The organism is Sphingomonas sp. HF-S4 (assembly GCF_032911445.1).
GTDB classification, from domain to species: Bacteria; Pseudomonadota; Alphaproteobacteria; order Sphingomonadales; family Sphingomonadaceae; genus Sphingomonas; species Sphingomonas agrestis.
The window spans coordinates 431,010-457,329 of record NZ_JAWJEJ010000001.1; the positions used below are offsets into that span (position 1 = coordinate 431,010).

At 67.1% G+C, this 26,320-nt stretch carries 25 protein-coding genes; 9 read left to right on the forward strand and 16 right to left on the reverse strand.

All coding sequences use genetic code 11. The features are described 5' to 3' along the window. Positions 1–135: 135 nt before the first annotated feature. A complete protein-coding gene (locus RZN05_RS01960) occupies positions 136–1,452 on the forward strand; it encodes a hypothetical protein (RefSeq protein WP_317224945.1) in 1,317 nt (438 codons plus the stop codon). A 141-nt stretch (positions 1,453–1,593) separates the two neighbouring features. Next, positions 1,594–3,516: a CocE/NonD family hydrolase gene (locus tag RZN05_RS01965; RefSeq protein WP_317224946.1), complete on the forward strand. Its 1,923-nt coding sequence runs from the start codon at positions 1,594–1,596 to the stop codon at positions 3,514–3,516. Positions 3,517–3,569: 53 nt separating this feature from the next. Here the strand turns inward: RZN05_RS01965 and RZN05_RS01970 are convergent, their stop codons facing one another. After that, on the reverse strand, positions 3,570–4,259 hold the full coding sequence (locus RZN05_RS01970) for a hypothetical protein (RefSeq protein ID WP_317224947.1): 690 nt from the start codon (positions 4,257–4,259) through the stop codon (positions 3,570–3,572). Positions 4,260–4,379: 120 nt separating this feature from the next. On the opposite strand from RZN05_RS01970, the gene RZN05_RS01975 reads away from it, so the two are divergent. The 4 genes from RZN05_RS01975 (at position 4,380) to RZN05_RS01990 (ending at position 9,030) form a co-directional block, all read left to right on the forward strand. Further along, positions 4,380–4,853 carry a nuclear transport factor 2 family protein gene (locus tag RZN05_RS01975; RefSeq protein WP_317224948.1) on the forward strand — a complete coding sequence of 158 codons (474 nt, stop codon included), beginning with the start codon at positions 4,380–4,382 and terminating at the stop codon, positions 4,851–4,853. A gap of 65 nt (positions 4,854–4,918) precedes the next feature. Beyond that, complete coding sequence (locus RZN05_RS01980; RefSeq protein ID WP_317224949.1) at positions 4,919–6,328, forward strand: M16 family metallopeptidase; 1,410 nt, start codon at positions 4,919–4,921, stop codon at positions 6,326–6,328. 1 nt (position 6,329) lies between these two features. Further along, positions 6,330–7,739 (forward strand): M16 family metallopeptidase, encoded by a 1,410-nt coding sequence (locus RZN05_RS01985; protein ID WP_317224950.1) that lies wholly within the window; start codon positions 6,330–6,332, stop codon positions 7,737–7,739. A 121-nt stretch (positions 7,740–7,860) separates the two neighbouring features. Then, complete coding sequence (locus RZN05_RS01990) at positions 7,861–9,030, forward strand: hypothetical protein (protein ID WP_317224951.1); 1,170 nt, start codon at positions 7,861–7,863, stop codon at positions 9,028–9,030. A gap of 3 nt (positions 9,031–9,033) precedes the next feature. Here the strand turns inward: RZN05_RS01990 and RZN05_RS01995 are convergent, their stop codons facing one another. The 4 genes from RZN05_RS01995 to RZN05_RS02010 form a co-directional block, all read right to left on the reverse strand. Beyond that, entirely contained in the window at positions 9,034–9,963 is a 930-nt protein-coding gene (locus RZN05_RS01995) for a DUF808 domain-containing protein (protein ID WP_317224952.1), read from the reverse strand. Positions 9,964–10,110: 147 nt separating this feature from the next. Further along, complete coding sequence (gene rplL / locus RZN05_RS02000) at positions 10,111–10,488, reverse strand: 50S ribosomal protein L7/L12 (protein WP_317224953.1); 378 nt, start codon at positions 10,486–10,488, stop codon at positions 10,111–10,113. A gap of 56 nt (positions 10,489–10,544) precedes the next feature. Then, a complete protein-coding gene (gene rplJ, locus RZN05_RS02005; RefSeq protein ID WP_317224954.1) occupies positions 10,545–11,060 on the reverse strand; it encodes a 50S ribosomal protein L10 in 516 nt (171 codons plus the stop codon). 437 nt (positions 11,061–11,497) lie between these two features. After that, on the reverse strand, positions 11,498–12,709 hold the full coding sequence (locus RZN05_RS02010) for a pectate lyase family protein (protein WP_317224955.1): 1,212 nt from the start codon (positions 12,707–12,709) through the stop codon (positions 11,498–11,500). A 111-nt stretch (positions 12,710–12,820) separates the two neighbouring features. On the opposite strand from RZN05_RS02010, the gene RZN05_RS02015 reads away from it, so the two are divergent. After that, complete coding sequence (locus RZN05_RS02015) at positions 12,821–13,369, forward strand: L,D-transpeptidase family protein (protein ID WP_317224956.1); 549 nt, start codon at positions 12,821–12,823, stop codon at positions 13,367–13,369. A 4-nt stretch (positions 13,370–13,373) separates the two neighbouring features. Here RZN05_RS02015 and RZN05_RS02020 read toward each other — a convergent pair whose 3' ends face one another. From RZN05_RS02020 to rplK, 4 genes are all read right to left on the reverse strand, one after another. Continuing rightward, positions 13,374–14,204 carry a DUF1206 domain-containing protein gene (locus RZN05_RS02020; protein ID WP_317224957.1) on the reverse strand — a complete coding sequence of 277 codons (831 nt, stop codon included), beginning with the start codon at positions 14,202–14,204 and terminating at the stop codon, positions 13,374–13,376. Between the two features lie 75 nt (positions 14,205–14,279). Further along, complete coding sequence (locus RZN05_RS02025; protein WP_317224958.1) at positions 14,280–14,957, reverse strand: PilZ domain-containing protein; 678 nt, start codon at positions 14,955–14,957, stop codon at positions 14,280–14,282. 120 nt (positions 14,958–15,077) lie between these two features. Then, positions 15,078–15,770: a 50S ribosomal protein L1 gene (gene rplA, locus RZN05_RS02030; RefSeq protein ID WP_317224959.1), complete on the reverse strand. Its 693-nt coding sequence runs from the start codon at positions 15,768–15,770 to the stop codon at positions 15,078–15,080. Positions 15,771–15,774: 4 nt separating this feature from the next. Then, positions 15,775–16,206 (reverse strand): 50S ribosomal protein L11, encoded by a 432-nt coding sequence (gene rplK, locus RZN05_RS02035; RefSeq protein ID WP_135987345.1) that lies wholly within the window; start codon positions 16,204–16,206, stop codon positions 15,775–15,777. Positions 16,207–16,517: 311 nt separating this feature from the next. On the opposite strand from rplK, the gene RZN05_RS02040 reads away from it, so the two are divergent. Beyond that, the gene (locus RZN05_RS02040; protein WP_317224960.1) at positions 16,518–17,033 is read left to right on the forward strand and encodes a PilZ domain-containing protein; all 516 of its coding nucleotides are present in this window, start codon (positions 16,518–16,520) and stop codon (positions 17,031–17,033) included. Positions 17,034–17,090: 57 nt separating this feature from the next. Here RZN05_RS02040 and nusG read toward each other — a convergent pair whose 3' ends face one another. The 6 genes from nusG to RZN05_RS02070 form a co-directional block, all read right to left on the reverse strand. After that, positions 17,091–17,630: a transcription termination/antitermination protein NusG gene (nusG, locus tag RZN05_RS02045; protein WP_317224961.1), complete on the reverse strand. Its 540-nt coding sequence runs from the start codon at positions 17,628–17,630 to the stop codon at positions 17,091–17,093. Between the two features lie 13 nt (positions 17,631–17,643). After that, entirely contained in the window at positions 17,644–17,841 is a 198-nt protein-coding gene (gene secE / locus RZN05_RS02050; protein ID WP_317227541.1) for a preprotein translocase subunit SecE, read from the reverse strand. Between the two features lie 231 nt (positions 17,842–18,072). Beyond that, positions 18,073–18,330: a hypothetical protein gene (locus RZN05_RS02055; protein WP_317224962.1), complete on the reverse strand. Its 258-nt coding sequence runs from the start codon at positions 18,328–18,330 to the stop codon at positions 18,073–18,075. Between the two features lie 101 nt (positions 18,331–18,431). Continuing rightward, on the reverse strand, positions 18,432–19,010 hold the full coding sequence (locus RZN05_RS02060; RefSeq protein WP_317224963.1) for a YqaA family protein: 579 nt from the start codon (positions 19,008–19,010) through the stop codon (positions 18,432–18,434). Positions 19,011–19,115: 105 nt separating this feature from the next. Beyond that, positions 19,116–19,256, reverse strand: a complete 141-nt coding sequence (locus RZN05_RS02065) for a hypothetical protein (RefSeq protein WP_317224964.1) — start codon at positions 19,254–19,256, stop codon at positions 19,116–19,118. Between the two features lie 124 nt (positions 19,257–19,380). Continuing rightward, complete coding sequence (locus tag RZN05_RS02070) at positions 19,381–22,116, reverse strand: TonB-dependent receptor (protein WP_317224965.1); 2,736 nt, start codon at positions 22,114–22,116, stop codon at positions 19,381–19,383. A 203-nt stretch (positions 22,117–22,319) separates the two neighbouring features. Between RZN05_RS02070 and RZN05_RS02075 the strand changes: the two genes are divergently transcribed. Further along, a complete protein-coding gene (locus RZN05_RS02075; protein ID WP_317224966.1) occupies positions 22,320–24,965 on the forward strand; it encodes a glycosyl hydrolase in 2,646 nt (881 codons plus the stop codon). A 57-nt stretch (positions 24,966–25,022) separates the two neighbouring features. Here RZN05_RS02075 and RZN05_RS02080 read toward each other — a convergent pair whose 3' ends face one another. Further along, positions 25,023–26,306: an MFS transporter gene (locus tag RZN05_RS02080; RefSeq protein WP_317224967.1), complete on the reverse strand. Its 1,284-nt coding sequence runs from the start codon at positions 26,304–26,306 to the stop codon at positions 25,023–25,025. Positions 26,307–26,320 lie beyond the last annotated feature (14 nt).

Genomic DNA, 26,320 nt, shown 5'->3' on the forward strand with positions numbered 1-26,320 from the left:
CGCGCAACTTTATTAAAGTGCAAGGTCATTTTGCGATGAACGGTGCGTGAACCCTGTAGTTCGGCGTGCATTCTAAACGCTTGGGCGCACGTGCCGGGGCCGTGAGCGGGTTCCACTCATTTAGCCTGCGATATGATGAAGCCAGCCCCCCTTCGCCCCCGCGCCGCGCTGTTGATCGGTGCCGCGCTCCTTACCACCCCCGCCGTCGCGCAGGACGCGCCGACGCAGACCGTCACGCCGCCGCCGATCATGGCGAACCCGGCACCGGCGGCTGCGCCGGCTGCGCAGCCGCAGCGCGTGATCGAAATGGCGCCCGCCTCGCCGGTGGTCCAGCCCGCACCGCCACCGGGCCCGGTGCCTGGCACCGAGGTGATGCCGCGCGCCGAGCGCCAGGCGTCACGCGCCGCACCCGCTCGTGAGGCCCGCAGCGCGCCGGCCCGCCAGGCCGCGCCTGCGCCCGCCGCCGCGGCGCCGGCTGCCGCGCCCGCGGCCCAGACGCCCGTGGCCCAGACACCGGCTCCGGTCGCCGAACTCGCTGCGCCGGTCGCTGCCGCACCTGAGGCTGCCGCACCCGCGCCGGCCCAGGAAACCACGGTCACCCAGACCGAAACGAGCAACGGCACCGGCTTCGCCTGGCCGTGGCTGCTCGGCGGCGTCCTGCTCGTTATCGCAGGCATTGCCGCGATGCTGCTGATGCGTCGCCGCCGCGACGAGGATGTCGTCGAGGAGACGGTCTACGAGGAGCCGGTGGTCGCGCCGCGCGCCTACGAGGCGCCCGTTGCTGCTGCGCCGGTCGCTGCTGCGCCCGTGATCGAGCCGCGCCACGAGCCTGAGGTCAGCCCGTTCATGGCGGCCACCGCTGCTGCCGCCCCGGCCGCGATCGCCTCCGAGACTGGCGACGCGCATGTCGAGGCCGAGCTTGCCGAGCCCGAGAGCGGCGACCTTGCCGGCGTTACCGATGCGCCGGCACCGGTCAGCAATCGTCCGTGGCTCGAATTCGGTCTCCGCCCGGTCCGTGCCGGCACCAGCGAGGAAGAGGCGCTGGTCGATGTCGAACTGACCGTGGGCAATGCCGGTGACGTGCCGGCCCGCGATGTCCGTATCTCGACCTTCATGCTCGCCGATGCCGATGGTTCGGAGATGGAAAGCCTGCTCACCGGTCGCGGTCCCGATGCCGCGGTGCCGCCGGTGACGATCGCGCCGGGCGACGGCACCCGCGTCGATGCGCACCTCGCGGTGCCCAAGGGCGAGATGGGCCGCGTGTTCAACCCAGTCGTCGTTGCCGAGGCGCGCTATACGCTCCCGGACGGTAGCGAGGGCCGCACGTCGGCGGCGTTCAAGATCGGCCGCCCGAGTGCGATCGAGCCCGGAGTCGGTCCGATCGGTGCGACTCGCCCGCACATGGTCGACAATGTCGAGGCCGAATTGCTCGGCGCCCCCGAGCACGCATAACCGAGACGGTCCAGACCCGCCCCTCTCGGGGGGAAGGGGCTGGGCACGGCGGGCGAGGGCAACCTCGCCCGCCGTTTTCTTTGTGCTTTCACTTGATACGATCTCGGGTCTATCGACATGCGATCCAAACAGGGGATCGCCATGAAGACGCTGCTCGTACTGCTCGCCGGAACCGCCCTCGTCACCGCCAGCGCCGCCACTGCCCAGCAGGCGCAGCCGTTCAACGACATCCCGGCCAAGTTCACCCCGCCCGAGCAGCCCGGCGACTTCATCAAGCGCGAAGTGATGATCCCGATGCGGGACGGCGTGAAGCTCTACACCGTCCTCGTCATCCCAAAGGGCGCGAAGAACGCGCCGATCCTGTTCACCCGCACCCCCTACAACGCCGCCGGCCGCGTCAAGCGCACCGAGAGCACGACGATGCTAAGCGCGCTTCCCGAGGGCGACGAGGTATTCGTCAAGGATGGCTATATCCGCGTGTTCCAGGACATTCGCGGCAAGTACAAGTCCGAGGGCGATTACGTCATCACCCGCCCGCCGGTCGGCCCGCTCAACCCCACCAAGGTCGATCACACCACCGACGCCTGGGATTCGATCGACTGGCTGGTCAAGAACACCCCCGAGAGCAACGGCAAGGTCGGCATGCTCGGCTCGTCCTATGAGGGCTTCACGGTCGTCATGGCACTGCTCAACCCGCATCCCGCGCTCAAGGTGACCGCGCCCGAAAGCCCGATGATCGATGGCTGGATGGGCGACGACTGGTTCCATCACGGTGCGTTCCGCCTCGCAAATATCGGCTGGATCGGCAGCCAGACCGGCTACAAGGGGGAGGGCAAGGCGCCCAACCGCCCCGATTGGGACGATTACGAAACCTTCCGCCGGGTCGGCTCCGCGGGCGACTGGGCGAAGAAGTTCGGCTACGACCAGTTGCCGGCGTGGAACAAGATGTCGACCCATGTCGCCTATGACGCGTTCTGGCAGGGCCAGGCGCTAGACAAGCTGCTTGCCGCCAACCCCTCGAACGTCCCCACGTTGTGGGAGCAGGGCATCTGGGATCACGAGGACATGTACGGCGCGATCCACGCCTTCGAGGAACTCCAGAAGACCAACCAGGCCGACAAGAACTTCCTGCTGATGGGGCCGTGGCGCCATTCGGGGTTCAACTATAACGGCTCGAAGCTCGGCGTGCTCGAGTTCGAGGGCGATACGGCGCTCCAGGCGCGCCGCGACATCCTGCTGCCGTTCTTCAACGCCTATCTCAAGGACGGCGCGCCGGCCTTCACGCCGGCCAAGGCGAGCTTCTACAATACCGGTGACAATCGCTGGGAATATCTCAACAAATGGCCGCTCGCCTGCGAGAGCGGCTGCGGCGAGAAGCTGACGCCGATCTACTTCAAGGCCGGCGAGGGGCTCGGCTTCGACAAGCCCGGTGCGGGTTCGGACTCCTATGTCTCGGATCCCGCCAAGCCGGTCCCGCATCTGCCGCGCCCGGTCAATTTCCAGGACGGCCGCTGGTCAACCTACCTCGTCACCGACCAGCGCTTCGTCGACGGCCGCACCGACGTGATGACCTACATGACCGCGCCGCTGACCGCCCCGGTCCGCGTCTCGGGCGCACCGCTCGCCAACCTGTTCGCCAAGACCACGGGCACCGACGGCGACTTCGTCGTCAAGGTGATCGACGTCTATCCCGACGAGGTCGCGAGCAAGAAGGAGATGGGCGGGTTCCAGCTTCCGATCAGCATGGACATCTTCCGCGGCCGCTATCGCAACAGCTTCTCCAAGCCCGAGCCGATCCCGGCGAACAAGGTCCAGCAATACAAGTTCCGCCTGCCGAGCGTGAACCACGTCTTCCAGCCGGGGCATCGGATCATGGTCCAGGTCCAGTCGAGCCAGTTCCCGGTCTATGATCGCAACCCGCAGAAATATGTCGACAACATCTTCTTCGCCAAGCCGTCCGACTATCAGAAGGCGACGATCACGCTGATGTATGGCGGGGCGCAATCGAGCAGCGTGCTGCTGCCGGTGGTGCCGCTCGATCAAAGCGCGGCGATGGCGAAATAGTCCTGAACCCTCACCCCTGCGTGCGCGGGGGTGAGGGCCTGCGAGCAGGCGCGCTACTTCCCCAATCCCGAAAACATCGAAGCCTTGCCCGGCACCAGCGTCACGCAGAACACGCTCTGAGTCGCCGGATCGACGCAGTCGGTCGCGGCTTTCTTTCCCTTGAAGCCGCAGAACGCGACCTCCTCGGTCACGTCGGGGAGTTCGATCGAAACGATCGCATTGCTGCCCGGTGCCAGCGGCTTCACCGCCGCGGTATACACATTGATCGCCAGCGCCATCTTCTCGAAAGCGTCGTCGATCACGCTTTTGAGGATCTCGTCCTGCGTCTTGCCGCCGACTGCATTGTTGAGAAGCTTGTCCTTGTCGACATCGGCGCCCCACAGCACCTTGCCCAGCAACGTTGCTTCCTCGGATGTGACGGTACCCTTGTTCTCGATGTTGACGATCAGCATCCGCTCGCCGGAAAGATAGGATGCCCCGACGATCCGTAGATTGGGCGAGGGCAGGGCGTTGATCGATATTGAGAGGTTCACCGGCCGTCCGTCGGGCAGCGCCTTGGTGATTCGCAGGGGCACCCCTGGGCGCACCGCCTGACCTCGCGCGACTTCGGACGCCGCTGCGGCGCGTAGCGGCATCGCCTTGATCGTGCCGCGTACGGCACCACGCTGTGCCGCCGCTGGCCCTGTGGTTGCGAGCATCGCCGCGACGATGGCCAGTCCAGCCAGCGGATAATCGATACGCATCTATTCCTCCCTCCAGGCGACGTGCCTGCCGAAAGCCAGACGGATGCGCTTTCCGGATCCGGACATTGGCTTTTCCGACCAGGAGTGTGCTACGCAAATAATACACAACGGGAGTCGGCGATGAAGTACTGGATTTCGGCATTTGCCTTGTTGGGCCTGCCCGCCGCTGCCGCCGCGCAGTCGGTCTCTGCCGACGAAGCTGCCGTCCGCGCCGCCGACGCCAGATTCTGGTCCGCTTTCAATGCCTGCGACGCCAAGGCGATGGATCGGCTCTTCACTGACGATATCGAGTTCTACCATGACCGCACGGGTCTCACCGCCGGTCGCACGGCGGTGGTCGCCTCGCTGGTCAGCGGCCCCTGCGGCACGCCGGGCCTCCATCTACGCCGCGAAGGCGTCGCCGGCACGCTGCGCTACGATCCGGTGCCGCGTACCGGCGCAATCCTCACCGGCGAGCACCGTTTCTACGCGAAACAGGGCGCTGCTCCCGAAGAACTCGATGGACAGGCCAGCTTTGCAAACGTCTGGGTGCGCCAAGGCGATGCGTGGAAAATGCGCCGCGTGCTCAGCTATGCGCACGGCCCGGCGCGGTGAGCTCCGCGGAGTACTTCCCCGCCTATCGGCGTGATGCTACGCCAACACACATCCCGATTCTCCTGATGGAGTTCCTTCGCATGCAGAAATGGAGCCTCGCGCTCGCGCTGGCCGCTACCAGCCTGTCGGCCCCGGCAATCGCCCAGCCGGCCCCCGCGGCGACGCAGAAGCTGCATGTCGACATGCAGTATTTCACGCTGCCCAACGGCCTGAAGGTGGTGCTCGCCAAGGATACGATCGCGCCGACGGTGACGATCGCGGTCTATTACGGCATCGGCTTTCGCGTCGAACCGCGTGAGCGCACCGGCTTCGCGCATCTGTTCGAGCATCTGATGTTCCAGGGATCGAAGCACGCGCCGAAGGGCGTTTTCGACAAGACCGTCACCAACGCCGGCGGGATCAACAACGGCTCGACCCGCTTCGATTTCACCAATTACTATGAAGTGCTGCCGTCGAGCGCGCTGGACCGCATGCTGTGGCTCGAGGCCGATCGCATGGCGAACCCGGTGATCGACCAGGCGGTGCTCGAGAACCAGCAGGGCGTCGTCGGCAACGAGGTCAAGGTCAACGTCCTCAACCAGCCCTACAGCACCTGGCCGTGGATCGACTTGCCGATGCTCGCCAACACCAATTGGTACAATAGCCACAATTTCTACGGCGACTTGAAGGAGATCGAGGCGGCGACAGTGCCCGACGCCAAGTCCTTTTTCGAGGCATTCTATCGCCCGAGCAACGCCGTCCTCGTCGTCGCCGGCGATCTCGATTATGCCGCCACTCGCGCGGCGATCGAGAAGTATTTCGCGCCGATCAGCAAGAAGCCCGCGGTGGTCCAGCCCGACATCTCCGAGCCGCGCCAGACCGCAGAGAAGTATAAGAGCCGCGTCGATGCGCTCGCACCCAAGCCGGGCTACGCCGCGGGCTATCACGTGCCCGAGCGCCTCACCCCCGAATGGTATGCGATGGGGCTGATCGACCAGATCCTGGTCCAGGGCGACGACAGCCGGCTCTACACCAAGCTCGTCCAGCAGACCGGCATCGCCGGCGAGATTGGGGGCGGGATCAACGGCGACCTCGGCAACATGTTCAACTATCGCGGGCCAATGCTGTGGAGCTTCAGCTTCACGCATGACCCGACGCACACGCCCGCGCAGATCACCAAGGCGGTGGACGAGGTGATCGAGGGCATTCGCGCCAAGCCGGTGACCGCAGTCGAACTCGCGCGCGCGAAGACCAAGATGCGATCGGACCTTTATGGCGAGATCGACGGCGGCGGGCGGGTCGGGCTGGTCGACCTGCTCGCGGTCCATGCGCTGTTCGACAACGATCCCCAGGCGATCAACCGCATCGAGGAGGGGTTCGCCAAGGTCACCCCCGCGCTGATCCAGAAGACCGCGCAGGAATATCTCCGGAAGACCAATCGCTCGGTCTATGTCGTCGAGCCCGGTGCGAAGGGCGCCGCACAGGGAGGCAAGTGAGATGAAGCGCGTCCTGCTCGCGAGCCTGCTCGCCATCGCCGCCGCCACGCCTGCACTCGCGCAGGATTTCCCGCCGCCGCCGCCGGTGGGCGAACCCAAGCCGTTCAAGCTGCCGGCGACCGAGACCTTCAGCCTGCCCAACGGCATGCAGGTCACGCTCGTACCCTATGGCATCGCGCCCAAGGTGGTGGTGTCGCTGCGCGTCCGCGCGGGCAACGTCACCGAAGGCGACGCGACCTGGCTCGCGGACCTGACCGCGGCGATGATGAAGGAAGGCGCCGCGGGCCGCAGCGCCGGCGAGCTCGCCACCACCGCGGCGAGCATGGGCGGCGACCTCAATGTCGGCGCGGGCCAGCAGGCGACGCAGATCACGATGAACGTGCTGTCGGAGTTCGCGCCCGCCGCGGTCCAACTGATCGGCCATGTCGCGATCCGGCCCGATCTGCCGGCGAGCGAGCTCGCCCGCGTGAAGGCCAATCTCGGCCGGCAGCTCTCGGTAGCGCTGTCGCAGCCGGGAACGCTAGCGGATGTCGCGCTCGCCCGGACGATCTACGGGCCCAACCATCCCTATGGCCGCGTCGTGCCGAGCGCCGCGCAGCTTTCCGGCTACACGATCGACCAGATCAAAGCGTTTCATGCCGGCCAGTTCGGCGCGAAGCGCGCGCATCTTTACATCGCCGGCAAGTTCGATGCCGCCGCGGTCAAGGTGTCGATCGCCAAGGCATTCGGCGGCTGGGCCTCGGGTCCCGACCCGCTCAAGCTCGACGCACCCCACCAGGCGGGGCCACGGGTGATCCTGATCGACCGCCCCGATGCGCCGCAGACCACGTTGCGCCTGTCGTTCGATGCGGCGAATGCCGGCACCGATGCCGACATCCCGCAGCGCGTGACCAATTCGCTGCTCGGCGGCGCGTTCAGCTCGCGCATCACCACCAATATCCGCGAGACCAAGGGATACACTTATTCCCCAGGCTCGGGTGTCGCGTTCAACCCCGGCGATGCGCTGTGGACCTTCGATGCCGACGTGACGACCAACGTCACCGGCGCGGCGCTGACCGAAGTGTTCAAGGAAATCCGCCGGATGCAGACCGAGCCGGCTCCGGAGGAGGAGTCCAAGGGCATCCGCACCTATATGGCGGGGCTGTTCGCGATCCAGAACTCGACCTCGCCTTCGCTGGTCAACACACTGGCGACGCGCGACACGCTCGGCCTGCCCGGCGACTGGACCGATCGCTATGTGCCGGCGGTGCTCGCGGTCGATCCCGCGGCGATGATGGCTTCGGCCAAGGCGAGCTACCCGCTCGACAAGCTGGTGCTGGTGGCGGTGGGGGATCTCAAGACCGTCGAGCCCCAGCTCAAGGCGCTCCCCGAGTTGGCCAAGGTGCCGTTCCAGCGCGTGAGCGTGCCATAAACCTCAAACCCCTCGCCTTCAGGGGAGGGGCTTTCAGGAAATGGGTTCACCTGCGCCAATCCGCCTCTAAAACACGCCGCGTGCAGATGAAATTCAGGTTGGAGGCGCTAGAGACGTTGTGGTGAAGCGCGGGAGGCATTTGATCGGCGGGCTCTATGGCCTTGCCGCGGCGACGGGGATGGCCGGCGCTGCGCCTGCCGTGCATGCCCAGCAGGATGCACCGACCCCAGTGCCGCTGCCCTCGCAGGCGCGGCCGAGCACGACGCTCCCCAACGTCACGCCCGAGCGTTTCACGCTGGCGCCTCCCGCGGCAACGCCGACCCCGACGCCCGCGCCGGTCGTCGCGCCGCCGCCGGTGATCGCGACGCCGAGCGCCACTGCAACGCCGCGCGCGAACGCGCCGGCACGCACGACGCCGACTCCGGCAGCTACGCCCGCGCAGACTCGCCAATCGGCTCCGGCGCCTGCGGCAACCCCGACTCCGCTCGCTGCGCCGAGCCCCGCTGTCACCGCAAGCGCGCCCGTTCCGATCGCCACGCCCTCCTCCCAGCCGCTACCCCAGGCCAGCGCGCCGCCATCGGGCATGCCGGGCTGGCTATGGGCGCTGATCGGCGGCGGCGCGACGGCGCTGGCGATCGGCGGCTTGTGGGCATTGCAGCGCCGCCGCAAGTCCGCGGACGACGTGTTCGAGGAAGCGCCCGTCGCCGCGCCGCCGCCGCCACGTCCCGTCGTGCCGCCGCCCGGCATCGCGCCAGCTGCGTCCGCGCCGCGGGCAGCCCCCGCAGCGCCTTCGGGCGAGCCGTTCGAGCTGATCCTCCGTCCCGGTGGCATCGAAGTCACCGAGCGCGATGTGCTGCTCGATTTCGAACTGCTGATCGGCAACCTCCAGCCTTCCGCGGCCGAGAATATACGGGTCGCGATGGCGATGATGAGCGCCAATCCCGATCAGGACCGTAACATCGCCGGCTATCACGCCAATCCGATGGTCGATCCCGCGGCGCAGGCCTTCGATCTCGCGGCGGGCGCGGGCGGGCGGATGCCGGTACGGCTCGCTTTGCCGCGCGAACTCGTCCACGTCGTGCAGGTCCATGCCCGGCCGATGTTCGTGCCGATGGTGATGATCGAAGTGAAGTGGCGCGCAGGGATCAGCATTCGCCGCTTCGGCGCCGACTTCATGGTCGGCGTCGCGGGGCAGGGGGCCAAGCTCGGCCCGATTTGGCTCGATCGCAACCAGCAGGCGCGCCTGCTCGCCGCGACGCGCTACCTCCCGCGTGAGGCAGCCGCGGCCTGAGCTTTAGTGGCGGTGCCGCAGCTTGTGGATCTGGTGAACCACAAAGGCGATCACGCCGCCGACGATCAGTCCCAGCACGCCCGACAGTGTCGCGGTGACCAGCCAGCCAAGGAGCCCGCCGCCGCCATGGGCGACGGCTTCGGAGGCGTGGTGGATGATCGCTTCCGGTGCGTGCCAGCCCAGCACGTTCAGCCCGTGGACCAGGATGCCGCCGCCGACCCAGATCATCGCCGCGGTGCCGACGATCGAGAGGAACCTCATCAGCACCGGCATGCCCTTCACCAGCCCGCGGCCAAGCGCCCGCGTCGCCGCGGCTTTGCGCTGGGCAAGATGCAGCCCGATATCGTCCATCTTCACGATCAGCCCGACCACGCCATAGACGCCGATCGTGATTCCGATGCCGACCACGGCGAGGATTATGCCCTGGGTCAGGATCGATTCCTCCGCGACATCCGCCAGCGCGATCGCCATGATCTCGGCCGAGAGGATCAGATCGGTGCGGATCGCGCCGCTGACCTTGGACTGCTCGAGCTGCGCCGCACCCATCGGCGCTTCCTCGGCTTCGGCGTGGCCGCCCACGCCCAGCGCCTCGAGCACCTTCTCTGCGCCCTCGAAGCACAGGAACGCGCCGCCCAGCATCAGCAGCGGGGTGATCGCCCAGGGTGCGAACGCGCTGAGCAGCAGGGCTGCGGGCAGCAGGATGAACAGCTTGTTGCGCAGCGAGCCCATCGCGATCTTGAAGATGATCGGCAATTCGCGCTCGGGGCTGAGCCCGACGACGTAGCGCGGGGTCACCGCGGTATCGTCGATCACCACGCCCATCGCCTTGCTGCCCGCCTTGCCCGCGGCCGCGCCGATATCGTCGAGAGAGGCCGCGGCGAGCTTGGTGATCCCGGCGACGTCGTCGAGCAGCGCTACTAGTCCGGAAGGCATGCGGTTTCCTGTTCAGGCGAAAGCGATTCGGGAACGCGCGTCATCTGCGGTTGCTCCGCGCCCGGCAAGTGGCACCACGATGCCTGAACGAAAAAGGGCGGCCCCGAAGGACCGCCCTTTCGTTCTCTGCCGTGAAGCAGAAGAAGCTTACTTGACCTCGACGGTCGCGCCGGCTTCTTCGAGCTGCTTCTTGATCTTCTCGGCTTCGTCCTTGTTGACGCCTTCCTTGACGGCCTTGGGAGCCGATTCAACGAGGGTCTTCGCTTCGGTCAGGCCCAGGCCGGTGATCGCGCGGACTTCCTTGATGACGTTGATCTTCTTGCCACCGTCGCCGGTGAGGATCACGTCGAACTCGGTCTGCTCTTCAGCAGCCGGAGCAGCGGCGCCGCCGCCGGCAGCCGGAGCGGCCGCAACTGCTGCGGCGGCCGAGACGCCCCACTTCTCTTCGAGAAGCTTCGAGAGCTCGGCGGCTTCGAGAACGGTCAGCTCCGAGAGCGTGTCGACGATTGCGTTAAGGTCAGCCATGATAAACTCCAATCAAATCAGATAGGTTAGGATTTGGTCTCGAACAAAGGGGCCGCTTAGGCGGCTTCCTTCTCCGCATGTGCCGAAAGGACGCGCGCGATCTGCGCGGCCGGCGCCTGGGTGATGGTCGCGAGCTTGGTCGCGGGGGCAACGATGAGCCCCACGATCTTCGCACGCAGCTCATCCAGCGACGGCATCGTCGCGAGCGCCTTCACGCCCTCCGCATCGAGCAGCTGCGCGCCCATGGCTCCGCCGACGATCTCGAGCTTGTCGTTCGTCTTGGCGAATTCCACCGCGATCTTGGCCGCAGCCACGGGATCGGTGGAGGTGGCGAGCGCCGTCGGACCCGTGAGCAGGTCCGCGATCACCGAATAATCGGTGCCCTCTGCGGCAATCTTGGCAAGCTTGTTCTTCGAGACCTTATAGCTCGCACCGGCTGCGCGCATCTTGTTGCGGAGGTCCGTCGATTGCTTGACGGTCATCCCGAGATTGCGGGTGACAACCACCACGCCGACCTCGTTGAAGGTGCGATTCAGCTCGGCAACGGCATCAGCCTTCTGGGAACGATCCATGCCGGTCTCCTCGTTAAGGAGCCCCGAGAGGCTCCGGTTACAACTTGTCCGAGGGGCACGATCATCGCGCCAGGGCATCCCCGGCGTGACCCGAACGCCCGCGCGTGGCGGCCGTCGGTGAAAAATCTGTCCCCGTCTTGGCGAGAAATCAAGACCGGCAAATCCCGGTCACTCGCTGTCTCGGACGGAACGCAGGCGAGGCGAACCCCATCTGCGAAGGCGCGCACATAGCGGAATGCGGGGCGGAGTCAACCGGTTGGTGCCTGGAGGATCGCCGACGCGAGTCGCCGTAGGACCGGCGCGGCTTAACTTCGCACTTTGCGCATTTATTCATTCCGAAAATTGCGTGGGCTTGATCGATCGTTGCTTCGGCGTGGAGGAGGTGATTGACGGTTCAAGGAGCGGGCCGGGCCGCGCTCAGGCAATCATGCGAAATCCTACATTGCAAGCGGATACCCGCCGACCTCCCGCTCGTCGTCGATCACCCGGCCCGTACCGCTGCGCACCTGCGCGACGATGCGCCTGTCCACGGCATCGCGGTCCCAGGGGCGGGCACCGGCTTCGGCGAGCACCCAGGCCTCGACCTCGCGCGCCGGCCGTCCCTTGAAGCCTTCGGGCCAGAAGGGCGCGCGGGGGAGGGAGGTGACCTTGGGCGTGCGGTTCGAGATCACGCCCAGCCGCGCCATCGGGCGGCCGTCGGCGAGGGTGTAAAGATTGTCGCGCTCAAACAATTCCAGGTCGCCCTGGCCCTCGAGGATCAGGAAGGGCAGGTCGGGGCGGGTCGACGCGCCGCCGCGCACGACATTGCCGACGACCGCCAGCCGCCCGACGGTCCAGGGGTGTCCGATCCATTCCTCTTCGTTGAGCGCATAGTGCATGCAGCGATTGCCGGGGTCGTAGATCAAATTGTTGGCGGTGAGCGCGTGCGCGCCGCCCTTGAAGAGCTGGTTGCGCTCGTAATTGTGCGCGTAGAGATTGCCCGCGATCAGCACCTGGGTGACATTGTCGTGGATCAGCGATCCCTTCGAATGCTCGCCCTTTGCGTGGCTCGAATGCGACAACCCCTCGGCGACGATGTTCTGGGTGAAGCTGATCCGCCGCGACGTGTGCTGGCGCCACGCCTCGACGCGGTCGCCGCCGGCGAAGCGCGGGCCCGAGGCGGAGAGGTTCTCGTCGGTTGCCCAGGCGAACGAGCAATGATCGACGATCACGTCGTGCGCCGCGCTGGTCGAGAGGCCGTCGACTTCCCAACCGCTCTTCTGTGCTGCCCCGTCCGCGCCGGCGCGCACCCGGATATGGCGGATCACCACGTCGTGGGTCGAGACGCCGATCCCGCCGCGGATCAGCGTGATTCCAGGGGCGGGCGCGCTCGCTCCGTCGATCGTCACGAAGGGTTCGCGGATCGACAGGCTATTCCGGGCCAGGTCGATCACGCCGCCGACCGCGAACACGATCCGCCGCGGGCCGCTCGCCATGAGTGCTTCGCGCAGCGTGCCGGGCCCCTCGGCGGCGAGGCTGGTTACCCGCAGCACCCGCCCGCCATCGCCGCCGCGCGTCCTGGTCCAGCCGGTCGCCGGCGCCTCGCGGGCGAGCAGCGGGGCGGGTCCGGTGGCCAACGCCGCGCCCAGGAATCCCCGCCGATTCAGCATATCGCTCTCCCCGCCGGCCCGCATGCTTAACGAGCGTGCCCGTTGTGCCCCTGCGGAACAGTCCAAAAACCATGCTAGCCAGCAGGCGTTTCACCAGCAATATCGTCGCGCATGACGATTCGAACCGTAGTCCGCGGCGCGCTCATGCTCCTCATCGCTTTGCTGGCGCTGCCGACCGCCGCCTTCGCCGCACCCGCCGCCAAGGGCCCGATCGTGCTCGCCATCCTCACGCCGGATACGCCGCTCGAGGAAGGCGAGTATCTGTGGGAGCCCGAGCGCGCGACGACCGGCAAGCTCGAGATCGTCGCCGACATCGCGCGCGACACGCTCTACGTCTATCGCGGCGGCGTCGAGATCGGCCGCACGATCCTGATCTACGGCATCGACGAGAAGCCGACCCCGATCGGCACCTTCCCGATCCTCCAGAAGAAGAAGGATCACATCTCGAACATCTACAACGCCCCGATGCCATACATGCAGCGGCTGACCTGGGGCGGCGTCGCGCTCCACGGCAGCGGCGAGACGGTCGACAATCGCTACGCCACCCATGGCTGCATCGGCATGCCCGACGAGTTCGCGGCCTTGCTGTTCGGCGCGACCAAGCTCGGCGACCGCGTCACCGTGACGCGCAACTGGCTGCCGCAATTCTACGGCGCCTGACGCGCTATTTCCCGACGCGTACCCGGCGGAATCGCGCCTCGATGAAGCTGTAGACTCCGAACAACATCAGCCCCGCCGCCACGATCGCGAGCAGCAGCGATCCGAACGGCCCGTCGCGCAGCGTCCGCAGTGCCTGGCTCATGCCGCCTGCTTCCTGCGCACGCGCGTGCCAGGCAGCGGCGAGCAATGCCCAGCCGACCAGCGCGAATACCAGCGCGCGGGCAGCATAGCCGATCTGCCCGGCCATGCAGACATAGCGCGGCAGCGGCACGTCGCCGCTGAGTTCGCTCGCGAACTTGTTGCGCCAGGCCTTCCACGCCTGCGCGCCGGCACCGCCGATCAGCAGCAGGCCGATCCCGCCGAGCAGCCAGACCCCGCCGGGCTGCTCCATCAGCCAGCCCGACCAGTCCTGCGCGCGCTCGTCGCCCGGACGGGTCTCGGGCCGCGCCAGGCGCAGCGCCAGGCGGCCGGCATAGACGGCCAGCGTCGTATGGACCAACGCGCTCCAGCCAAAGCCGATACGCTCGACGATCGCACCGGCCGAGGTGCCACGGCGCTCGGGATCGAACACCGCCTCGCTGAACCGCCACAGCGCGTATCCGAGCAACCCGAGCGTGACGATGCCGAGCAGCACCTGCCCGAGCGGCTGGTGGAGCAGCGAGCCCATCGCTTCCTGGTTGTCCGCAGGCGCATTGCCGCGCCGTGCCGCGTCGAGCGCGAACCAGCCGACGAGGAGATAGACGAGCCCGCGCGCGGCGAAGCCCAGCCGCGCGATCAGCGTGGCGGCACGATGCGACTTGTCCGTGATGCGGCTTCCCGCGGCGCGACTGCGCATCGTCTTCCCCTCATACCCGGCCGGATGACCGGCAGTTCTAACGGAGCAGAAGGGGTTCGGTTGCCGCGATCGGCGTTACAGGTCGCGCAGCAGCCGTTCGCGCAGATCCTGCATCGCGACGCCCTGCGCTGCGGCGGCGCGGTCGTCCGCAGCCAGCACCGTACCGAGGTGCTCGAGGATCTGGCTCGCGCGATCGAGGTTCTGCAGCACCCGCATATGGCGCTGGAGCATCTCGGGATCCTCGACCAGCGCCTCGCCGAGCGTATCGATCAGCCGCTGGACGTGGACGATCTCCTCCGACAGGCGCTGGTCGAGCGCGCGGTCTGAAGGCTTCGGCGTCGTCGACGCCGGCTCGGCGATCAACGCAGCGCCGCTGCGCACCGCGCTCTGGATCGCGTCGACCCGCGCCTGGCCCTGCGCGCCGTTGAAGGTGGCCGGCCGCTTGCCCGTGACCCATTCGTCGACCGATGCGGCGACGGTGTCGAAATGCACCCCGCAGCGCCCGCCCTCACGCCAGATCACCGTCGCGCCAATTTCGATCTCGGCACGACGCAGCACCATCCGCGTGCCGGGGTCGGGTAGTACTGCGCCATCCAGCATCGCACCGGTTTCGGAGAGGTTGCGGATCCGCACTGCAGCCTGTGTGCTGCCGCACCCGATCGACGCCGACAGCATCAGGTTCTTGCGCTGCGGGCGCGGTGTCGGCTGGCCCGAACTGCCCCCGGGCGAGCTTTCAGAGGGTGTGCGAGTCACTGGGCGCCTTCATGCGCGTGGCGATACAGCGCTTCGCCGCGCGGCGCTATCCGGTATGACCGCAATGCAAAAGGGGCCGGAATTGCTTCCGGCCCCTTCACGCATGTCTTGAATGACGGATCAGACCGCGGCGACTTCCGCCGTGTCGACCTTGACGCCCGGGCCCATCGACGAGCTCAGCGCCACTTTCCGCAGGTACTTGCCCTTGGCGCCGGTCGGCTTGGCCTTGACCACCGCGTCGACCAGCGCGTCGAAGTTCGCGCGCAGGTCTTCCGCCGGGAACGACGCCTTGCCGATGCCCGAATGGATGATGCCGGCCTTCTCGACGCGATACTCGACCTGACCGCCCTTGGCGGCCTTGACCGCTTCGGCGACGTTCATCGTGACGGTGCCGAGCTTCGGGTTCGGCATCAGGCCCTTGGGGCCCAGCACCTTGCCGAGACGACCGACCAGGCCCATCATGTCGGGCGTGGCGATGCAGCGATCGAACTCGATCTTGCCGCCCTGGATCGTCTCCATCAGGTCTTCGGCGCCGACGACATCGGCACCCGCCTCGCGGGCCTCGTCAGCCTTGGCGCCCTTGGCGAACACGCCGACGCGCACGGTCTTGCCGGTGCCCTTGGGGAGCGTGACGACGCCGCGGACCATCTGGTCGGCGTGGCGCGGATCGACGCCCAGGTTGAGCGCGACTTCGACCGACTCGTCGAACTTCGCAGTCGCATTGGCCTTCACCAGCGCGATCGCCTCGTCCACGCCGTGGAGCTTCTCGGCGTCGATCGTCCAGGTCTTCTGCTTCTTGGTCAGCTTAGCCATGTTCTCAGCCCTCCACCACTTCGAGGCCCATCGCGCGGGCGGAGCCTTCGATGATCTTGGTCGCTGCCTCGATGTCGTTGGCGTTGAGGTCCTTCATCTTGACCTGGGCGATCTCGCTGAGCTGCGAGCGCTTGATCTTGCCGGCAACCGACTTGCCCGGCTCCTTCGAGCCCGACTTGAGGTTGATCGCCTTCTTGATCAGGTAGGTCGCGGGCGGGGTCTTGGTCTCGAACGAGAACGAACGGTCCGCATAGACGGTGATCACGGTGGGAAGGGGGGTGCCCTTTTCCGCGTCGCCGGTCTGGGCGTTGAACGCCTTGCAGAATTCCATGATGTTCACGCCGCGCTGACCCAGCGCAGGGCCGATCGGCGGCGAGGGGTTTGCGGCGCCCGCGGGCACCTGCAGCTTGATATAGCCGGTAATCTTCTTTGCCATGTCACTCTCTTTCAGGAGGCCTGAAAGGCCCCGATCAAGTTTAGCGGTTCAGACGCCCCGGATGCGATCCGCGGCTCCCGCAGGGTTTCCGTAGCTGGTGCTTTGGAAGTGGGCGCCCCTAACGCAAAAGCCGGGCAAGTGCAATCGGGGAGTGGTGGTTCGCGCTGCCTGACCCCTGAATCGCCTGACGCTCCCTGCGCAAGGGTTCGGAAATATTAGAGATATTGGCTGTAACTGTCTGATAACCACCTTTTATCGGTGTCGTTTTGCGATTCTCGGCGTTGTCGCGTTTCGGTCAGGGGGAAAGGCGGATGCTGCAGGCCATTCGACAGGGGTTCAGGAACCGGGATCCGCGCACCAGAGTGGTGCTGCCCGCGCGCATGCGCAGCGGCGCGCGCTGGGCGGATGCGTGCATCCACAATGTTTCGTCCAGGGGGATGATGGTCGCATCGAACGATGCGCCGGCGCCGGGCAGCTATATCGAATTGCGGCGTGGCCCCAACATCGTCGTCGGGCGCGTGGTGTGGCGCAGGGACCGCTTCTTCGGGCTGCGCGCGCAGGACCGGATCGACCTCGACCTGCTGCGCCGCGCGAGCACCGCGGACGCTGCCAACGACGGCTCGGCCGTGGAGCGGCGCGCCGACCGGAGGCTGGGCGAGGATGCCCGAAGGGCGCGCACGCTCGAGCGCAGCCGGGCGATCGCCAAGGCGAGCCAGTTCGTCACCCTGGCGCTGTTGTGCGTCGGTGCGGCGCTGTTTGCCGGGCATGCCGTCCACGAGGCGCTACGCGCGCCGGTGAGCAGGATCGCCGCGGTGATGCCCGACTGAGGGCGCGGCGCCCTGCGAAATTTTCGGCACTGCGGCGCTTGTGCCCGCGTCGCCGGCTTACTTGATCCGCTCGACGTCCTCGAAGCCCAGTTCCAGCGGGGTCGCGCGGCCGAAGATCGAGATCGACACCTTGACCCGGCTCTTGTCGAAGTCGAGCTCCTCGACGATCCCGGAGAAGGTCGCGAAATTGCCGCTGGTGACCTTGACCGTGTCGCCGATGTCGTAATCGACATGGACGCGCGCCTTGGGGGCGGCGGCGGCGGCCTCCTCCTTGGTGTTGAGGATGCGCGCGGCCTCGGCCTCGCTGATCGGCTGGGGCTTGCCCGAACTGCCGAGGAAGCCGGTGACCTTGGGCGTGTTCTTGACGAGGTGATAGACGTCGTCGTTCATCTCGAGCTTGGCGAGGACGTAGCCCGGGAAGAACTTCCGCTCGGACTGGATCTTCTTGCCGCGGCGGACTTCGGTGACGGTCTCGGTCGGGACTTCGACCGATTCGACCAGCCGGTCGAGCCCGAGGCGAGTCGCGTCGGCGAGGATCTGGTCGCGGACCTTGCCCTCGAAGCCCGAATAGGCGTGGATGATGTACCAGCGCGCCATGCTCTTGTGTTCCTTATTGGGCGAGGCTGAGGAGGAAGCGGACCAGCGCGTCGAAGAACGTGTCGACGCCGAGGAAGAACAGCGCAAGCACGGTCGCCATGATCAGCACCATGACGCCGGTCATGATGGTTTCCTTGCGCGACGGCCAGACGACCTTCTTGGTCTCGGTCTGGACCTGGCGCATGAACTCGAGCGGGTTGGTCTTCGCCACGTCGGGCATCCTCGTCAGAAAAAATGGCCCTTCAGCGGGGCATGGGTCCGCTGCCGCTCCTTCCGGGGGAAGGACCGGCGTGTTCCCATCACGCTGTCGGATTGGGACGGGTATCTAGCGAGGGCAGGGGGCAAAAGCAAGCGCGGCACCGCCTGTATGGCCAGAACGTAAAAAGGGCGCCCCGGCCTAAACCGCGACGCCCTTGAACGGCTTCGTTGCCGAGCCGACAGCTTAGTTGCTGTCGGGATCGTCGTCGCCGAAGATGTTGATCGCGCCGGTCACTTCGAGCACCGCGACGATGCCGATGATGCCCAGGATCGCGAAGAGCGGGCTGCCCGGGAGCAGCTTGCTTTCCTGCTGCGCGCCGGTGCTGGCGCGCGTGGCGGGTGCGTTGTGCAGGCTGAGCGCTGACGCCGAGCCTGCCTGGGCCGCAGTGGAGGCGAGAACCAGTGCGGAAGCGGCCGTGACGACCGCCAGTTTCTTGAACATGTCCGTCCCCTTCATATGGCGTTGCGAAGTTGTTTTAGCGACCTTGAAGCAAAACATGAGCCCAGTCGCGATGCAGCGCAACAATATAGTCGAGTTGTCGCCTAAAGCATTGCCACTGCGGCAAAGCCCCCGACGAGGAGGATCAGGAAGCCCCAGGCGAAATAGTTCAACCGTTTTTCGATGAACGCCTGCACCGGCTCGCCGAACCGCTTGAGCAGCGCGGCGATCAGGAAGAAGCGCGCGGCGCGGGTGATCGTCGCGAGCAGCACGAACAGCGCGAAGTTGAAGTGGAACAGGCCGCTCGCGATGGTGACGAGCTTGAACGGGATCGGGGTCAGGCCCTTCAGCAGGATGATCGCGGCGCCATATTGGTCATAGCCGTGGCGCAGCGTCTCGATCTTGCTTTCCATATGGTAGAGCTGGACCAGCCATTGGCCGATGCTCTCCATCAGATAATAGCCGATCGCATAGCCGAACACGCCGCCGACTACCGATGCGATCGTGCAGACCGCGGCGATGCGATAGGCCTGCTCGCGCCGGGCGAGCACCATCGGCACCATCATCACATCGGGAGGGACGGGAAAGAAGCTGCTCTCGGCGAACGAGACCAGCGCGAGGCTGCGCAGCGCGTGGCGATGATGCGCCATGCGCAGCACCCAATCGTACATCGCTCGAAACATGCGGACTCCGGAATGGTTTTCCGGCTCCTGCCGTATTCGCACGCGCAGCGAAAGCGGAATGCGCCAATCCGGCGATGTCAGCCGACGGTGCGCAGCGTCTGGTTGTTATGCGGCGCGGGCGATGGCGCGATGTTCATACTCGCGAACCAGATCCATATGGGCGCGGAAGCTCGCCATGCCCTTGGCGCGCATCGCGGCATTGCGTTCGGCTCTGGCGCGCATGCGGAAATAGTCCCGATCGCTCATCTTCTCTCACCTTCGACCCGCATCCCATTTACCTAAAGAGTGCTTTCCGGGCACTTAGGGATAAATGCGGAGTGCGGGCCGCGGCGGGTGCAGCCGATCGTCCGCACCCGCCTGGCTGGCGCGATCAGAACCGCGCGCGCACGCCGCCGTAGAAGCGCCGGCCATAGGTCTCGATGATCGTGCGGCGATAGATGCTGTTGGCATTCTCCGCGCGAACCGCGTTGGTCAGGTTCACGCCTTCGAAGAACAGCGACACGTTCTTGTTGAGGTTCACGCCCGCAGAGGCATCGAGCTGCCCGAAGGCCTCGCCGAACTCGGGATTGTTGCCACGCCCGCGCGAGGTGATCAGGTATTTGGACCGCCAATTGTACGAAAGGCGCGCATTGAAGGTGTCGTCTTCGTAGAAGCCCGACAGATTGTAGCTGTGCGTCGACAGCCCCGGGAACGACAATGCCCCGCCGGTGAAGGCGTCGCGATCGGCGTAGCCGGAGTCCTTGGAGTAGGTGTAGTTGGCGATCACGCCGAGATTGCCGAGCGCGCCGGGCAGGAAATCGAGGACATATTGGCCGCCGACCTCGGCGCCGTTGATCGTCACCTTGCTGTTGCCGTTGACCGGCACGACGACATTGTAGGTCACGCCGGTGGTCGGCTCGACATAGGCCTCGCTGCCATTCTGGATGAACGATCCGATCTCCTTGCGGAAATAGGTCGCCGAGACATAGCCGGTGCGGGTCGGATAGAATTCCAGGCCGAGATCGTACTGGCGCGCGCGATAGGGCTCGAGGCCGGGATTGCCGCGCGATCCGGTGAGGCCGACTGCATCGAGCGCGAAGCGCGGCGCCAGCTGCGCGGGGGAGGGGCGCGCGAGCACTTCGGTCGCGGTCCCGCGGAGCTGGAGCTTGTTCGGGATCAGCTCGGCCTTGAGGTTCAGCGAAGGCAGGAACTCGGTGTACTTGCCCTGGAACGACACCGGCGAGACGACCCCGGCGCGAACCTGGAAGCCGTCCGAAGTGGTGCGGGTGTGGACGACACGCGCGCCGATCACGCCGGTGATCCGCACGCCGCCCTCGATCGCGAAGGCCGCCTGGCCATAGCCGGCGAGATTGTCGTCCTTCACTTCCCAGGTGTCGAGCGGCACCGAGTTGGTGAACGGATCGGGGATGCCGACCGCATTGGCGACGTCCATGCCGAGGTTGAGCCAGCGCCGGATGCCGCCGTCATAACCGAGATTGCCGTTGCCGAAGAAGTCGTGGTCGCCGAGCCCGGCATTGGCGCCGACCAGATCGCGGATCTGCTGGGTGAGCTGCGCCGCGGGCACCGTCGAGACGGTCTGGTTCGCGCTGACGCCGGTGGCGTAGCTGTTGGTGATCGTCTGGCCGTTATAGCCGTTCAAGGTGATCGACTTGTCGTAGAAGCGGCTGTCGGCGGTCAGGACGCGCTTCTGGATGCCGGCCTTGAGCGACGTGAAGAAGCCGCCTTCGGGCTTGAACTCGGCGTCGAGCCGGCCGTCATATTCGGTCTGGTCGTTGTAGCGCGGGCGGCGCAGCACGATCAGCTGGTTGAGCCCGGCAGTGGTGGTCTGGTCGAACGGCAGCGTGATGTTGGGCGCCTGCTGGTCGTTGTCGTAGTCGATCGTCAGCGACGAGATGCCGAGCGCGCCGGCGGTGGCGTTGATCTCGTTGTTGTACGCGCGCGACTTGGCATAGCCGCCGCGCGCCTGGAGCGTTAGCCGGCCGATCGTCCAGTCGAACCCGGTCTGGCCGTTGAAGGTGTTGCGGTCCTGGGTGCCGAGGATGTTGCGGTAGCTCACCCCAAGCCCGCCCGGCGCGGCGAGCGAGCCGATGAAGGTCACGCTGGTCGCGGTGTTGTCCGGCCCGATCGTCGTGCGGGTGCGATCGACGCCGCCGTCGACGACGTTCTGGACGGTGTTGAGCTGAAGGAACTGGCTGTCCAGCGTCATCCGCGACTTGGTGTAGGTGCCTTCGAGGAAGGCGCGGAAGTCGCTGTCCGGGCGCCATTCGAACACGCCGCTGACCGCGCCGCGCTTGGTCGATTCGCGATTGATAACCGGGCGCGGGATGTCGGGGTAGAAATCGCCGATGCCGTCATTGTTCAGGTCGAGCGCTTGCACGCCCGCGGTTGCGGGATCGCGGTCGATCTGGCGCCAGCCGGTGGTGCGCAGCTGATCGTACCACAGGCTGCGATTCTCGTAGGTCGCCGAGACGAGGATGCCCATCGTGTCGTTGTTGAACAGCGTGCTGCCGATCAGCGCGAGCTTGGGGTCGAATTTCTTGGCGAGGGTGCCGTAGATGCCCTGCACCGATCCGGCGATGTAGGGCACCTTGCTGTCGAACGGCCGCCGGGTGATCACGCGGACGGTGCCGCCCAGGCCGCCTTCGACCATGTCCGCCGTGGCCGACTTGACCACCTCGACGCGCGAGACGAATTCGACCGGAAGATCGCGGAACTCGACGGCGCGGCCGCTGCCGACCACGGTCGAAAGCGCGGTCTGGCCGTTGATCTCGACGCGGTTGAGCGAGGGATCGGCGCCGCGGATCGAGACGCTCTGGCCTTCGCCCGCCGCGCGGGTGATCTGCACGCCGGTGACGCGCTGGAGCGCCTCGCCGATATTCTTGTCGGGGAACTTGCCGATATCCTCGGCGGAGATCGCATCGACCACCTGCGCCGAGTTGCGCTTGACGCTCTGCGCGTCGGCGAGGCTCTGGCGGATGCCGGTAACGACGATCTCGGCTTCTTCCTGCGGCGCGGCGTCGGCCGTGTCGGCAGGCGCTTCGGTCTGTGCGTGCGCGCCGGTGGAGAAGGCAAGTGCCCAGGCGAGCGCGGCTGCACCCGTCATCATACCCATGGAACCGTGGCTTCGCATCGACCTCTCCTGCTACTGGCGCCTGCATATGTGCAGTTACGCGGATCGCGGCGGGATGCCGCTAGCGTGATTGTTACATCATGTGGGATGAACTAGCAATATTTGATATTTCGATGCTAGGTATTGCCAGCGGGAATCGCGCGACTCCGAGCAGCGCGACCCGGCGGAGAGGAGGCGGCATGACACGCAGGATCGCAGCCGGGCTGGCATTGCTGTGCGTGGCATTGCCGGCACACGGGCAGTCCCGCGCTGACCCCGAATTCCTATGGGAATCCTTCCTCGCCCCGCCGCCCGAAGCGCGGCCGATGATGCGCTGGTGGTGGTTCGGCCCCGCGGTCGACGAGGCCGAGATCGACCGCGAGATCCGCGCGATGAAGGCCGGCGGGTTCGGCGGGTTCGAAGTCCAGCCGGTCTATCCGCTGAGCCCCGACGACCCCGCGACAGGGGTGCGCAACCGGCCCTGGCTTTCGGATGATTTCCTCGCCGCGCTGCGCCACGCCGCGCGGACCGCGCAGGCCGAGGGCATGCGCATCGATGTCACCGGCGGTAGCGGCTGGCCGTTCGGCGGCCCGCATGTGCCTGTGACCCAGGCTGCGATGAACATCCGGATGGTCCGCGTGCCCGTGGCGGCGGGCGCTACGGAATTCGTCGTGCCCGCGCTCGGCCCGGCCGAGGCGTTGGTCTCGGCGAGGATCGGCGCGAAGATACTCGCGATCGACGGCCTTCGCGCGCAGGTAGGGGCGAGCGAAGTGCCGCGCGAGGCGCTGCTTTTCGTCGCCGGGCGGACCGGGCAGCAGGTCAAGCGCGCCGCGATCGGCGCCGAGGGCTATGTGCTCGATCATCTGGATGGCGCAGCGGTGGCGCATCATCTCGAGACCGTGGGCGAGCGGCTGCTCTCGGCCTTTGCGGGGATCGCGCCGCCTTATGCCTTCTTCTCGGACAGCCTCGAATCCTATGGATCGAGCTGGACCGGCGACTTGCCGGCGCAGTTCGCCCGGCGGCGCGGTTATGACCTGGTGCCGCATCTGCCCGCGCTGTTCCTCGACACCCCCGAGAGCGCCGCGGTCCGTTTCGACTGGGCGCGCACGCTCGCCGAGCTTACCGGCGAGCGCTATCTCTCGGCGATCGACGCGTGGACGAAGCGGCACGGCACGCGCTTCCGCGTCCAGGCCTATGGTACGCCGCCGACCTTCCTATCGGGCAATGGGCGGGTTGCGCTGCCCGAAGGGGAGGGGGCGAACTGGCGCGAATTCACTTCGACCCGCTGGGCGACGTCGGGCGCGCATCTCTATGGCAAGCCGGTGGTGTCGTCGGAGGCCTGGACCTGGCTGCACTCGCCGTCCTGGGCGGCGACGCCGCTCGACATGAAGGTCGAGGCCGATCGCCATTTCCTCCAGGGCGTCAACCAGCTGGTCGGGCATGGCTGGCCCTACAGCCCGCCCGGTGCGGGCGAGCCGGGATGGGCCTTCTACGCCGCCGCCGCGCTCAGCGACCGCAATCCCTGGTATGGGGCGATGCCGGCGCTGACCCGCTATCTCCAGCGCGCCTCGCATCTGCTGCGGCTGGGAGAGCCCGCCAATGCTGTCGCGATCTATCTGCCAACCGAGGACGTGCTCGCCGCGATGCATCCACAAGCAGCGTCGGTGAACGACGCGATCGCGCATCGCCTGCCGCACAGCCTGGTGACGCAGGTGCTCGATGCCGGGCATGGCTTCGACTTCGTCGATGCGCAGGCGATCGCGGCGCCGGGCTTCCGGCATCGGGTGCTGGTGCTGCCGCGGCTCGATCGGATCGATCCGGAGGCCTATGCCGCGATCGAGCGCTGGACGCGCAAGGGCGGCACACTGATCGCGATCGACCGGCTGCCGAACAGCGCGGGCGGGCTGCGCGACGAAGCCGCCCGTGCGGCGGTGCGCCGGCTGTCGCAGCGGATGCGTGCGACGATCGTCAGCGAGGGCGACCTTGGGCCCGCTTTGGCGCGCGCGGTGCCGGATGTCGTGCTCGCGGCGCCGGACCCGACGCTAGGATTCGTCCACCGCAAACTACCCGAGGGCGATCTCTATTTCGTCGCGAACACCGGCAATTTGCCGGTGCAGACGCGTGCGCGCTTCGCCGGCGATCGCGGCACCGGCGCGTGGTGGGACGCGATGACCGGCAAGCGCTGGTCAGCGGGCACCGGCGATATCGCGATCGAGCTGGCGCCGTACGAGACGCGCTTCCTGATGTTCGGCGCGGCGGCGCCTGGCAGCGTCGCGCGGGCTTCGGCGTCCGTCCGCGCGCTCACCGGCGCCTGGCGGGTGCAATTCCCCGGCAGGGACGAGCGGGGGCTGGGGTCGCGGAGACCGTGGGCGGACGATCCCGACACGCGCTTCTTCTCGGGCACGGCCACCTATCGGCTCCGCTTCGACGCCGCGCCGGCCGCGGGCAGGTGCTTCGCGCTCGATTTCGGTGTGGGCGTGCCGCGCGCGGAAGCGGCCGGCGGGCGGTCTTCGCGCCCGGTTGCGGCGATCGACGCGCCGATCCGCGATGCGGCGATCGTGCGGCTGAACGGGCAGGTGGTCGGCACCGTCTTCGCGCCGCCTTACCGTCTCGAGATCGGCAAGGCGCTGCGCCCGGGCGAGAACCTGCTCGAAATCCAGGTATCGAACACGATGCTCAACCGGCTCGCGGGGCGCGCGCCGGCCGATTTCCGGTTGCTCACCGCGCGCTATGGCGAGCGTTTCCAGAACCAGGACCAAGGCAAGATCGCCCCGCAACCCTCTGGGCTGCTGGGACCGGTGAGCCTGGTCGAAGCCGAAGCGTCGGATCGGCCTTGCGGCAGCTAGCCCGATGCGCTCGGCCCGAGTGAGGGGCTGCTGGAGCGAGGCGCGGCAGCCGTGGCGCTAGGGCGCGCGCTTGCCCTCGGTGATCCGGGGAAGGAACAGGAAGAAGCCTAGCGCCGAGAGCGTCAGCGCGGCCGAGAGCAGCGCCATCGGCGCGAGCGTGCTGCCCGTCGCGTCGCGCACCGCGGGGACGGCATTCTGCGCGACGAAGCCGCCGAGATTGCCGACCGAGTTGATCGCGGCGAGACCGGCGGCGGCGTGCGCGCCGGTCAGCAGCCGCTGGGGCACGCTCCAGAACATCGGCTGGCCCGCGAAGACCGCCGCGGCAGCGATGCACAGGCAGGCGAACTTCACCACTGCCCCCGGCAGCAACACGCTGCCGAGCAGCGCGGCGGCGGCGATCAGCAGCGGCGCGACGATGTGCCAGCGGGTGGCGCCGTGCTTCGCGGCGTGGCGGGGCAGTGCCCAGAGGGCGAGCGCGACGCAGATCCAGGGAAGCACGTTGATGACGCCGTTCTGCAAATTGCTGGCGCCGAAGCCCTTGACGATGGTCGGCAGCCAGTAGCTGAGGCCATAGGCGCCCAGCGGCATGCCGAAATAGAGCGCGGCGAGCAGCAGCACGCGCGGATCGAGCAGCGCGCGCCACGCCGATCCTTCGATCGCCTGCTTGGGTTCGGCGGCGAGTTCGGCGGCGAGCCAGGCCTTGTCGGCGTCGCTCAGGAACTTCGCATCGGCGGGGTTGCTGGGCAGGGTCATCAGCACCACAGGCACCAGCAGCACCGCGGGCAGGCCGGTGGCGAGGAACACCCATTGCCAGCCGGCGAGCCCGGCGACGCCGCCCAGTTCGAGCAGCGCGCCGCCGATCAGCGAGCCGACTGCGTTGGCGATCGCGCTGGCGATCATGAACCAGCCGACCATCTGCGCACGCCGCCGCTGCGGATACCAGAGCGTGAGCACGTAGAGCACGCCGGGGAAGAACCCCGCTTCGGCGACGCCCAGCAGGAAGCGCAGCACGTAGAACATCGTCGCGTCCTGGGTGAAGCCGAGCCCCAGCGTGATCAGCCCCCAGGTGCCCATGATACGCGCGAACCAGACGCGCGCGCCGACCTTGGCGAGGATCATGTTCGCAGGCGCCTCGAACAGGAAATAGCCGAGGAAGAACAGGCTGGCGCCCAGGCCATAGGCCGCTTCGGACAGGCCGAGCGCATCGACCATCTCGAGCTTGGCGTAGGAGACGTTCTGCCGATCGATATAGGCGATCAGGTACATCACGCAGAGCAGCGGCATCAGGCGGCGGCTGATGCGGCCGAGCGTGGCTTCGCCCGGCGCCTGGTGATCGTGCATCTACGCGCTCCCCT

Bases quoted from the DNA above. Each gene is read 5' to 3' on its own strand.
- RZN05_RS02020 (WP_317224957.1), bottom strand. From the start codon at position 14,204: ATGCGCAGTCGCGCCGCGGGAAGCCGCATCACGGACAAGTCGCATCGT.
- rplJ (WP_317224954.1), bottom strand. From the start codon at position 11,060: ATGGATCGTTCCCAGAAGGCTGATGCCGTTGCCGAGCTGAATCGCACC.
- RZN05_RS02070 (WP_317224965.1), bottom strand. From the start codon at position 22,116: ATGATGACGGGTGCAGCCGCGCTCGCCTGGGCACTTGCCTTCTCCACC.
- RZN05_RS02010 (WP_317224955.1), bottom strand. From the start codon at position 12,709: ATGCTGAATCGGCGGGGATTCCTGGGCGCGGCGTTGGCCACCGGACCC.
- RZN05_RS02040 (WP_317224960.1), top strand. From the start codon at position 16,518: ATGCTGCAGGCCATTCGACAGGGGTTCAGGAACCGGGATCCGCGCACC.
- RZN05_RS01985 (WP_317224950.1), top strand. From the start codon at position 6,330: ATGAAGCGCGTCCTGCTCGCGAGCCTGCTCGCCATCGCCGCCGCCACG.
- rplL (WP_317224953.1), bottom strand. From the start codon at position 10,488: ATGGCTGACCTTAACGCAATCGTCGACACGCTCTCGGAGCTGACCGTT.
- RZN05_RS02080 (WP_317224967.1), bottom strand. From the start codon at position 26,306: ATGCACGATCACCAGGCGCCGGGCGAAGCCACGCTCGGCCGCATCAGC.
- rplK (WP_135987345.1), bottom strand. From the start codon at position 16,206: ATGGCAAAGAAGATTACCGGCTATATCAAGCTGCAGGTGCCCGCGGGC.
- nusG (WP_317224961.1), bottom strand. From the start codon at position 17,630: ATGGCGCGCTGGTACATCATCCACGCCTATTCGGGCTTCGAGGGCAAG.
- RZN05_RS01975 (WP_317224948.1), top strand. From the start codon at position 4,380: ATGAAGTACTGGATTTCGGCATTTGCCTTGTTGGGCCTGCCCGCCGCT.
- RZN05_RS02065 (WP_317224964.1), bottom strand. From the start codon at position 19,256: ATGAGCGATCGGGACTATTTCCGCATGCGCGCCAGAGCCGAACGCAAT.
- RZN05_RS01960 (WP_317224945.1), top strand. From the start codon at position 136: ATGAAGCCAGCCCCCCTTCGCCCCCGCGCCGCGCTGTTGATCGGTGCC.
- RZN05_RS01970 (WP_317224947.1), bottom strand. From the start codon at position 4,259: ATGCGTATCGATTATCCGCTGGCTGGACTGGCCATCGTCGCGGCGATG.
- rplA (WP_317224959.1), bottom strand. From the start codon at position 15,770: ATGGCTAAGCTGACCAAGAAGCAGAAGACCTGGACGATCGACGCCGAG.
- RZN05_RS02060 (WP_317224963.1), bottom strand. From the start codon at position 19,010: ATGTTTCGAGCGATGTACGATTGGGTGCTGCGCATGGCGCATCATCGC.
- RZN05_RS01980 (WP_317224949.1), top strand. From the start codon at position 4,919: ATGGAGTTCCTTCGCATGCAGAAATGGAGCCTCGCGCTCGCGCTGGCC.
- RZN05_RS02015 (WP_317224956.1), top strand. From the start codon at position 12,821: ATGACGATTCGAACCGTAGTCCGCGGCGCGCTCATGCTCCTCATCGCT.
- RZN05_RS02055 (WP_317224962.1), bottom strand. From the start codon at position 18,330: ATGTTCAAGAAACTGGCGGTCGTCACGGCCGCTTCCGCACTGGTTCTC.
- RZN05_RS01995 (WP_317224952.1), bottom strand. From the start codon at position 9,963: ATGCCTTCCGGACTAGTAGCGCTGCTCGACGACGTCGCCGGGATCACC.
- RZN05_RS02075 (WP_317224966.1), top strand. From the start codon at position 22,320: ATGACACGCAGGATCGCAGCCGGGCTGGCATTGCTGTGCGTGGCATTG.
- RZN05_RS01965 (WP_317224946.1), top strand. From the start codon at position 1,594: ATGAAGACGCTGCTCGTACTGCTCGCCGGAACCGCCCTCGTCACCGCC.